This window comes from Ureaplasma diversum (genome assembly GCF_000941095.1).
GTDB lineage: Bacteria > Bacillota_I > Bacilli_A > Mycoplasmatales > Mycoplasmoidaceae > Ureaplasma > Ureaplasma diversum.
Map to the genome: position 1 here is coordinate 643,863 of NZ_CP009770.1, position 10,282 is coordinate 654,144.

The 10,282-nt window shown below is 27.7% G+C and carries 8 protein-coding genes, 1 other RNA gene and 1 pseudogene; 6 read left to right on the plus strand and 4 right to left on the minus strand.

Annotation, left to right across the window (positions count from 1 at the left end; genetic code table 4):
• Window positions 1-5 precede the first annotated feature (5 nt).
• The 5 genes from JM47_RS02530 to JM47_RS02550 all read left to right on the plus strand — a co-directional run bounded on the left by JM47_RS02530 (window position 6) and on the right by JM47_RS02550 (window position 5,502).
• Window positions 6-1,217, plus strand: coding sequence for an aminotransferase class V-fold PLP-dependent enzyme (locus JM47_RS02530; RefSeq protein ID WP_208894840.1), 1,212 nt, complete (start codon window positions 6-8; stop codon window positions 1,215-1,217).
• Window positions 1,204-1,650 (plus strand): Fe-S cluster assembly sulfur transfer protein SufU, encoded by a 447-nt coding sequence (gene sufU, locus JM47_RS02535; protein WP_208894841.1) that lies wholly within the window; start codon window positions 1,204-1,206, stop codon window positions 1,648-1,650. The genes JM47_RS02530 and sufU overlap by 14 nt, the downstream gene beginning before the upstream one ends.
• Window positions 1,640-3,037 (plus strand): Fe-S cluster assembly protein SufB, encoded by a 1,398-nt coding sequence (gene sufB / locus JM47_RS02540; RefSeq protein WP_208894842.1) that lies wholly within the window; start codon window positions 1,640-1,642, stop codon window positions 3,035-3,037. The genes sufU and sufB overlap by 11 nt, the downstream gene beginning before the upstream one ends.
• Before the next feature lie 3 nt (window positions 3,038-3,040).
• Complete coding sequence (proS, locus tag JM47_RS02545; RefSeq protein WP_208894843.1) at window positions 3,041-4,468, plus strand: proline--tRNA ligase; 1,428 nt, start codon at window positions 3,041-3,043, stop codon at window positions 4,466-4,468.
• A 92-nt stretch (window positions 4,469-4,560) separates the two neighbouring features.
• Window positions 4,561-5,502 (plus strand): hypothetical protein, encoded by a 942-nt coding sequence (locus tag JM47_RS02550; protein WP_208894844.1) that lies wholly within the window; start codon window positions 4,561-4,563, stop codon window positions 5,500-5,502.
• 170 nt (window positions 5,503-5,672) lie between these two features.
• Here the strand turns inward: JM47_RS02550 and JM47_RS02555 are convergent, their stop codons facing one another.
• The 4 genes and pseudogenes from JM47_RS02555 to ssrA all read right to left on the minus strand — a co-directional run bounded on the left by JM47_RS02555 (window position 5,673) and on the right by ssrA (window position 8,124).
• Window positions 5,673-6,926 (minus strand): restriction endonuclease subunit S, encoded by a 1,254-nt coding sequence (locus JM47_RS02555; RefSeq protein WP_208894845.1) that lies wholly within the window; start codon window positions 6,924-6,926, stop codon window positions 5,673-5,675.
• 228 nt (window positions 6,927-7,154) lie between these two features.
• Complete coding sequence (locus JM47_RS02560) at window positions 7,155-7,292, minus strand: hypothetical protein (RefSeq protein WP_208894846.1); 138 nt, start codon at window positions 7,290-7,292, stop codon at window positions 7,155-7,157.
• A gap of 84 nt (window positions 7,293-7,376) precedes the next feature.
• A pseudogene (locus tag JM47_RS04040) lies at window positions 7,377-7,424 on the minus strand (hypothetical protein); the annotation flags it as partial.
• Window positions 7,425-7,705: 281 nt separating this feature from the next.
• Window positions 7,706-8,124: a transfer-messenger RNA gene (gene ssrA, locus JM47_RS02570) on the minus strand.
• 116 nt (window positions 8,125-8,240) lie between these two features.
• Between ssrA and JM47_RS02575 the strand changes: the two genes are divergently transcribed.
• Window positions 8,241-9,935 carry an endonuclease/exonuclease/phosphatase family protein gene (locus JM47_RS02575; RefSeq protein ID WP_208894848.1) on the plus strand — a complete coding sequence of 565 codons (1,695 nt, stop codon included), beginning with the start codon at window positions 8,241-8,243 and terminating at the stop codon, window positions 9,933-9,935.
• The last annotated feature ends 347 nt before the right edge of the window (window positions 9,936-10,282 follow it).

The following is a 10,282-nucleotide window of genomic DNA, read 5'->3' on the forward strand; positions in this document are numbered from 1 at the left end:
AGACAATGAAATCTTATAAACATTTATTTCCTTGATTTAAAAATAATCCTGATATTGTTTATTTAGATTCAGGAGCAACAACTCACAAACCACAAGTTGTGATTGATGCCATTAATCAATATTATTTATATGATTGTACAAATCCTCATAATAGTGATTCAACATTTGCATATAAATCACACCTTGTAGTAGAGAATGCACGAAAAAGCTTAGCTAAGTTAATTAATGCTAAATCAATCCAAGAAATAGTTTTTACATCAGGTGCAACCGAATCTTTAAATCTAATTGCTAATGGTTTAAAGAAATGATTAAAAAAGGATGATGAAATCATTCTAACTTACTCTGAACATGCTTCAAATCTACTTCCTTGATATAAACTAAGAGAAGAGATTGGGATTAAGATTGTTTTTGCTAATCAACTTAATCATTATCCTACTTTAGAAGATTTTAAAAATGCTTTATCAGCTAAAACTAAGATTGTTAGTTTTGCTTCTGGGGGTAATTTAGTTGGTAATGTTTTAGATGAAGTAGCTATTACTAAAATAGTTAAAGAATATAATCAACAGATTTTAGTTTGTGTTGATGCCACACAATCAATTCAGCACCGACCGATTGATGTAATCAAAACCAATTGTGATTTTGTAGTATGTTCAGCTCATAAGATTTTTGGACCAACAGGGATTGGTTTAGCTTATATTAAAGAATCATTAATTACTAAATTAGAACCCTTAAAATATGGGGGTGGAATGAACTTTAGTATTAATTTAGAAAAGTATGAATTATTTGATAATTTAATGCGTTTTGAAGGGGGAACACCCCATGTTGCTGGGATTTATGGTTTTAAAGCTTGTGTTGATTTCTTATTAGATATTGGCTATGAAGCAATAAGAAATCATGAACTAGAATTAGTTAAATATGCAACAGAACAACTAAAAACCATAGAAAACATAGAAATCTTTAATCAAGATGATTCTTCTACATCAATTGCTTTTAGTTATAAAAATGTTTTTTGTCAAGACTTTGCTAACTATTTAGGAAATAAAAACATTATTGTAAGAAGTGGTTTATCATGTGCTAAGGTAATTAATCATATTATTGGTATTGAATGTGCAATCAGAGCTTCTTTTTATCTTTATAATGATAAGAGTGATGTTGATAAATTAGTTAAAGCAATTAAGGAATATAAACCAGGAGATGAATTAAATGGCATTATCTAAAGATCCATTAGTGTTACGTTCAATTATTATGGAACACTATGAACGACCTAAATATAAGCTTGATCAACAACAAATTGAACAATTAGCTAACCACTTAACTAAACATAATAAAACAGAATCTTGTATTGATGATATAACAATTCATTTAATATTAGAAAATGAAATGATCAAAGAAGTTTATTTTAGTGGCACAGGATGCGCTATAGCAACTTCATCAACTGATATTATTTGTAGTAGTGTACTTAATAGTTCGATTGATCAAGCTTTAAATATCATTGATAATTATTTAAAGATGGTAAGTGGAGATCAATATAGTGAAGATCATTTAAATGAATTAATTGCTTTTTATAATGTTAAAAACCAACCAAATCGAATCAAGTGTGCAACAATTGGGATCAAAACCTTAAAGGAGTGTTTAATTGATGGAAGATAATAAATTTAAAGCAACTGAATACGCTTATGGGTTTTCTGATGATGTTAAAGAACGATTTAGTACAGCCAAAGGGTTATCAGTTGATGTTATAAAAGCAATCTCTAACTATAAAAAAGAAGATCAATGACTTTTAGACAACCGACTTGAAGCTTATGAAGTATTTAAACAAAAGAAAAATCCTACTTGAGGGGTTGATCTAAACTTCATTGATTTTGATCAATACTACTATTTCATCTCTGTAGTTGATGGGATTAAAAAAACATGAGATGATGTACCACAAAAGATTAAAGATACATTCACAGCTCTTAATATTCCTGAAGCTGAAGCTAAGTTTTTAAATGGGGTGCATACGCAATATGATTCAGATGTTGTTTATGGATCAATCATTAAAGAATTAGAAGATCAAGGGGTTATTTTTTGTGATCCAGAAACTGCTGCTAAAAAATATCCAGATTTATTTAAGAAGTATTTTGGGAAATTAGTACCACCATCTGATAATAAATATGCAGCTCTTAATACAGCAGTTTGATCAGGAGGAACATTTATTTATGTTCCTAAGAATACACACATCAAAAAACCACTTCAATCATATTTTCGTATTAATTCCCAATCAATGGGTCAGTTTGAACGAACATTAATTATTGTTGATGATAATTCATCACTTCACTATATTGAAGGGTGTACAGCACCTATTTATTCATCAGATAACTTACATGCTGCTGTGGTTGAAATCTTTGTTGGTAAAAATTCAACTTGCCGATATACAACCATTCAAAACTGAAGTGATAATGTTCTTAATCTAGTAACTAAACGAGCATATGTAAAACAAAATGGAAATATGACTTGAATCGATGGAAACATTGGTTCAAAAGTTAATATGAAATATCCTTGTTCAATTTTAGCTGAACCATATGCTTCAAGTGAATGTATTAGTATTGCAGTAGCTAAAAGTGGCGTAGTTCAAGATGCAGGAGCTAAAATGATTCATTTAGCGCCACATACTAAATCTCAAATAGTTTCAAAAGCAGTAGGATATGGAACTGGAGATAGTAGATATCGGGGTTTAGTTAAAATAAGTAAAGAAGCACATAATAGTATTTCTAAAGTTGAATGTGATACATTATTATTAAATGAAACAGCACGAAGTGATACTTTCCCTTTAGAGTTAGTACTTAACTCATCTTCATCAATTTCACACGAAGCTACAATTACTAAAATTAATGCTGAACAATTATTTTATTTAACTTCAAAAGGAATAAGTGCAGAAGTAGCTGAAGAATTAATTGTCTTTGGTTTTTTAAAAGAGTTTACAGATGAACTACCAATGGAGTATGCTGCTGAACTTAATCGATTATTAAAGTTAGATATGACAGGATCAATAGGATAGAATATGAACAACAATAAAAGATTAGATAAAATCACACCACGATCAGTTGATTTTGCTCAATGGTATACAGATATTGTCTCTCATGCTAAATTAATGCAATATACAGATATTAAAGGATCAATGGTTTTTGCTCCTAATGCTTGAGCAATTTGAGAAAATATCCGTAATGAATTAGATAAAGCATTTTATAAGCTTAATGTAAGAAACTTAGCAATGCCAACATTAATTCCATATACAGAATTCTTAAAAGAAAAAGATCATATTGAAGGGTTTGCTCCAGAATTATTTACAGTAACACATATTGGTGATAAAAAACTTGAAAGTCCATATGTAATAAGACCAACAAGTGAAATTTTATTTTGTAACTACTTTAAAACAATAGTTAATAGTTATAATGATTTACCAATTAAAAATAACCAATGATGTTCTGTAATGAGAGCTGAAAAAACAACAAGACCATTTTTAAGAAACTCAGAATTCCATTGACAAGAATTACATGCTATTTTTTCTAACCAAAAAGAAGCAGAAGAGTTTACTGTTCAGATTTTAGATTTATATGAACACTTCTTTAAAGAGTTTTTATGTATTCCTGTTCTAAAAGGAGTTAAAACAAGCTGAGAACGATTTGCTGGAGCTGATTTAACTTATACAATTGAAGCAATTATGCAAGATGGTGTTGCTTTACAATCTGGAACTTCACACTACTTAGGGCAATTCTTTGCTAAAGCTTATGGGATTAAATACCAAAACAAAAACAATGAACTAGATTATGTACATCAAATGTCTGCAGGAATTTCAACACGAGCTCTTGGTGCTTTAATTATGGTTCATGCTGATGATATGGGCTTAGTTCTTCCCCCTGCTATTGCCCCAGTACAAATTTCAATCTGTACCTTATTTGCTAACAAAAACCCACACCTATTAGATTTAGCTAATGATTTATATAATCAATTATCTAATACTTATCGTTGTAATCTAGATACTTCAGATAAAGGAGTTGGTTTTAAATTAGCTGAAAATGAAATCAATGGTACGCCAATTAGTATCATTGTTGCAGCTAATGAATATAACAACAACCAAGTAATGATTTATCGCCGAGATCTTAAAACTAAAACAGTCTGTGATCTAGAACAATTAGATCAATATTTAAAAACAACTTTAGTTGATATTAAAAACAATATTTATCAATTAGCTAAAGATCGATTAGATCAACAATTAGTTAGAGTTAATTCATTAGAAGAATTACAACAAACAATAGCTAATAATAAAGTAGCTCTTGCTTTCTTTGATGGTTGTGAAGCTGATGATGAAAAGATCAAAGCTTTAACAAATGCTTCAACAAGATGTATTTATGATACAAAACAAGAAGGGGTTTGTATCATAACTAACAAAGTTACTAATAAATTAACTGTTTTTGCTAAAGCATATTAAATAATGAACAAATAACTCTTTAATATTAATGCTAAATTATTTATAATATAGTTGATAAATAGTTATTTAAAGTGAACAAGAATCATTAAATTATGAACAAAACTCACAAACATAATCAAACAGATCCAACAATTTACCATTTACACGATAATGGTTCAATAAAGTTAATTAAACAATTCTTACGCTGTAAAATTTGTGGTTTTAGTACAACAAGAATTATTAAACAACTAAATGAAGAATTAGCTAAATTTGATATTAAAAGCTCAGAGTGTTCTTCTAAACAAAATGAAGTAGAAGAAGTTAATACTTATTATGCAGAAAACAATTTTCTAACATCAACAGCAGCTGAACTTGAAGATCTAACTAAATTAGATTTAAAAGAAGATAGTGATATTAATCAACAACAAGATTTAGAACAATTAGAAACTAATGAAGAACAAATTGATGAACAACATTTATGTTGTGCACCAAATATAGCACACCACCATCAATTAAATCAAGAATGTAATTATCCAATCTGTGGTGATTTATGTTATTTAGATGGTATTATTCAACAATATAAGAATGATTGTGGAGATAAATATTCTTGTCTAAATAATAAATATTATCCAAACCATTTATTATATTTTGTTCAAGCATCTAATCTTGTTGATCCAGATGAGTGTGAACATGTTCATGCTTTTAGAGAGTTAGTTTATAAACATGCTGTTTATATGAATACTAACTACCCTAACTATCCACACCAGATTCCAAATGCTCATGCTCAAAAATGATACCCTATTTTAGATCATCTAGCACGTCTTTATGGATGTGCTTGTGAAAGTGAATTTGATACTTGTTGTTCAGTTGATGATCAACAAAAAGCTTGTGTTCATTGAAGTCAAAAAGATGATTTAAAAGAACAAACACAAAATAGTATTAAAGCTCTTAAAGAATTAATTAAAGAACATAAACAAGAACTAGAAGATCTTAAACCAAAACTTAAAAATGCTTATAAATCATACCCATCTTGATTTAGAGCTGAAACTAAATAAGATTAGAAGATATTTATAAAAAGCTTTAGAGTTGATAAAAACCCTGATGAAAATGTAAACATTAATTTACTTTGTTCATTCGAGGGTTTTTTATTTTTATACTTAAGTGGGGAAGTGTTAGTTTAGTTTAGTTTAGTTTAGTTTAGTGAATGTAGGGTTAATTGAATGGATTAGTTTTTGGTTTGATCAAATGATAAGAGAAGTTCTCTGTAGTATTCGTATTGTTTTTGACGAAGTTCTATTTCTTTAGGGATTAAACCACTTGTTTGTTCTACTGAAGCTTGAAGTTTATCTAAAATTTCTACTATTTTATCTTGAATAGATAAAGGTGGTAAAGTAATTGTAAACTTTTCCATTTCACTACTATTTAGGCGGATCATTTTAACACCACTTACTTTTCTTTCTTTTTGCATTTGAAAATGCTTAGATTGTAAAAAGTAGGCTATGTATTTAGAGTTTTGAGATGTTCTATAACAATACATATCTCCAGAAAATCCAATATCTTCTTCACCTAATCAAACAACACTTTTACATACATCTTTTATATTTTCAGATGTAGTAGCAATTAAAATATCATTCTTCTTTGCTTTTTTTAATTTGTCAAAAACTTCTTCACTTGTAAATGAAAAAGTTTTATAGGTTTCAAAACCATACTTAGTATAGATTTGACCATAATGGATTACAGGTTTACCTTCTAAAGCAAGATCTTTTTTAAGAAGACCATTTCCACGAATAAATTTACCAATTTCACCAAGTGTAGTTCTTTTTGTTTCATAGTTATGAATGTTATTTGCACCTAAATTATTATTTTTCAAAAACTCTTCGCTTAATAACATATCTCTGTAGTAGTTATATTGTTTATTTCTTAGTAGTAATTCAGATTGTAATTCGGTAATATATTCTGTGAATTTGTCTAGTATTTCGGCAACTTTTTCTTGTACTTCTAAAGACGGAATCGGGATCAAAATATTATCAATATCTTTTTTATATAAATTGGGTAATCCTGCTGTTCCTTTGGCTAATGAGAATAGGTACGATTCATTACTAAACAAGAAATGAAATAAAAAGCGATTATTTAAAATTGATTTGTCAGGTATAAATTTACCAACTCGTTGGTTTAAATATCCTATTTGATCTGTGTAGTTTAATCCTATTTTTCCGGTTGTTGCTCCAGATAATGCTACAACAATATCATCAGGGTATATTTTGTAATCATCAAGATTTGGATAATCATTTAAGTCAAAAAACTTAGTGTTACTAAAATTTATTTTACCTTTAGAAATATTTGTGATTCTAATAATGGGAGAACCGGATTCTTTGAATAATTTAGCATTAAAAGCATATCCGTTTTTAAACTCACAAACTTCCCCTAATCTCTTCCATTCCACCTTCTCATTCTTAATCAACTCTAATATATTTTCCATCTTTAAATCCCTTTTAAGAGTACACTAATAATCACAATATAATAATTATAAATGTTATAAGGTTTTAAATAGTTTACTTAATCTAAAAATTAACTTTACTTATAACTTATTAAGAAAACAAAAATCGCTTAGTGCGGTTTGTTGATTTAATTATACTAATGCTATTTATACAAAAGCTAGACTATTTTTGTTTTTGTGTTGTACTTTTAATTTGTTCAAAAGTTAATCTTAAAAGGCAAGTGCTGCTCTTTTTTCTTCAGGGGTCTTAGCAGCATTGAACGCTTTGTTTAGATCATTTTCAAAATTCTTTATAATTGGTTCATAAGCTTTTTCAAGTTCTTTATTACCATTAGCTGACGCTTTCATGAATGCTTTAAAATCACTAATAAGTTTATCTTTTTCTTTATCTTCTGCTGATTTAGCACAAGAAGCTGCAATTGCAACTACTCCAGCTCCAGCTGCTATTGCAGCTAAAGAAAAGAATAGTGCCTTTTTTATTTAATTTTGTCATAGTTTTGTCCTTTATAAAAATATTTCACATAGAAGTTTTTTTACAGTTATTTATATCATTTTTATACTAGTTTATAAATAAAAAATAAAGCGGCTTTTAATTAGATAATTTATTTTTAATAAATTTAAAACCTAAAAAATAAATAACAAGAAATAAAAAATTAACCCTTAGTTGCTTAGTTTATAAGCTAACTAAAAGTTAATTAATGATTAGTTTATTCTTTACATGAACCACTGAATTGCACAGTGTATAATGCTTTTGTTCATGATGGTGGAGATGAGGGGAGTCGAACCCCTTTCCGCAACACTTAAACTATAGCGTCTACAAGTTTAGTTTTATTCAATTAGCTTATTATCAAGTAATAAAACAACCTATAATAATAAGCTATTAGTTATAAATATTTACTTAATTGTTAACCAATAAAAAACCAAATAAATAAAGCTATTATACGATGATCCTCAAATAGTCACTAATAGCGATAACTAAGTGAAGAGTAAACTATTAAAATCTAACTAAAAAGCGTAAGCGTATTGAGCTTGATTGTTAATAGCTGAAGCCATAAACACTGGGTTTAGAGATGCTTCATTAGTTTTTGTATTTTTAGCATTTATTATGCCTCGAAGCTATAAGGGGCAGACCCCACTTGCAACTATAACCGCCATGTCCCGTCGAAACCGTGACACCCCCATAAACTAAATTATAACAAAAAAGCTAAACTAAAAAATTAAAACCAATTAATAAACTAATTAAAAATAACCTTCCTAAAACAAGTAGAATTATTAATTGACTAAGGGTGGCAAATTATGAAAATTAAAAAATCAATTTTTAAAATAATACTAAGTAGTTTAGTAGCAACATCAGCTGTTGCTTTATCAACTGCAGCTTCTGTTTCTTGTTTTAATTTAAAAGATGTTGTTTCAAAACAGAACTATAACATTAGTGTAGTTAATAACCAATTAAGCTTTAATAAAAACAAAGCTAAATTAGTATTAAATATTGAAAATATTAATAATCAATATGTAGTAGTTGAACTAAAAGCTAATGATAATTCTTTATATTCATCAAACAAAGCAAGAGTAGTTAATAACCAAACTAATGCAATCTTTTCAAATTTAGATCAAAACAAACAATATTCATTAAATAAAATTTTAGTATATGAAACTAAAAACTCTAAGCAAGCTAATGAAATTAATAACATAGTTGTTGAATTATCTAATACATCTAATCCAACAACAAAAACAACTCAAGAACAACAATCAAACCAAAATAATAACAATAGTACTAATCAAACAAACAACACTAACCAAACTGAAAGTACTAATAATTTAGTATCTAATGTTCCTACTACAACAGTTAACAAACAAGAAAACTATATAAGGTTTGCTCATTGAAATGTACTTAATCAAGGCGGAACTAATGATTTTAAATCAGAAGCCCTTGCTAAAATCATTTTAGCTAATAAGATCGATGTAATAGCACTAACTGAAATCAATGCTAAAAAAAGAAGTGATAAAACTAAAGAAAAAATAGAAAAACCAGTAGCTGATATTGTTAAGTTAATGAATCAATATGAATTAGATGAAAACAAAAACAAATGAAGCTTTAGATTAAGTGAAGATTTAAGTTCAGCTGGTAATGAAACCCAAGCTGAACGAGTAGCTTTTATTTATGATACTACTAAACTAAAACCAACTAATGATGGTATTTATTACAAAAACGATGTTAATGCTGATATTTTATTTGATCAACATTTTAAAAATAAAGCTACTAATAATCAAAAGATTGCTTATGCAAGACCACCTTTTGGTTTAACATTTGCTACTTTAGATGATAAGTTTGACTTTAGTATGGTAGCATCACATCTTGATAGTCCTGGTCAACCAAAAGAAGAATATAAACAAGAAGAAAAACAAGACTTTGATTACAAACAAGATCCTATTAAAACTGAACAAGGAACTAGAGAATTAAATGAAGCTTACCAAGTAGCTGAAGTAATGAAGTTTGTTGATCAAAAAGATGGAGCTAATAATGATCTATTCTTTTTAGGTGATACTAATATTAAACTTAATAATGAAAAAGCTGTTTTTGCTAAATTAATTAATGATGGATATACTTCTTTACTTGCTGAAAGTAAAGAAAATAGAACATCTCTTGGAAAAAATTATAATAGATGATCTCAACCATATGATAAGATGTTTGCTAAAACTGATTCTAAAGTAATTAATGCTTCTAAATTTAATTTATGATCTGTTTTATTTGATCAATCAATTATTAATGAACAATGAATAAGAGCAACTCTTAATCATTATTATAAAAAAGGTAATAAACAATTAACTAATAATCAAATAGAACAAATTATTAAAAGTTGATCACCAACTAATGAAGCTAATCATGAATATTATGCTAAAGTAATGAACTGGATTTCAGATCATACTTTAACATTTGCTGATTTAGAAATAGATGTAAATGATAAAACTAAAGAAGCAGAAAGAAAATAGTTAAGTGAATGAATAACACAATTATAGGAAACTATGGTTGTGTTTTTCTTTAATGTTAAAGTAAATTGGTTATATAAAATGGTTTTGGTTTTTTAGAGTACACCAAGGTTTTACTTTATATTTTTACTAAATTATCCTATAACTAAAACAAACATATTATAAAATACCTATTACTGGTACATTAAGGCAGAAAGTGCCTTTTTTTTTTTTTTTTTTTTGCAACGAAAATAAAAATTATAGAATTCGTTCATATTTCAGATAAATCCAAGCTTTGATAAAAGGAATTTTAGACATAATTTACTATCAAAGGATTTATAAATATGAGTAAATTCAAAAACAAAAAAGCA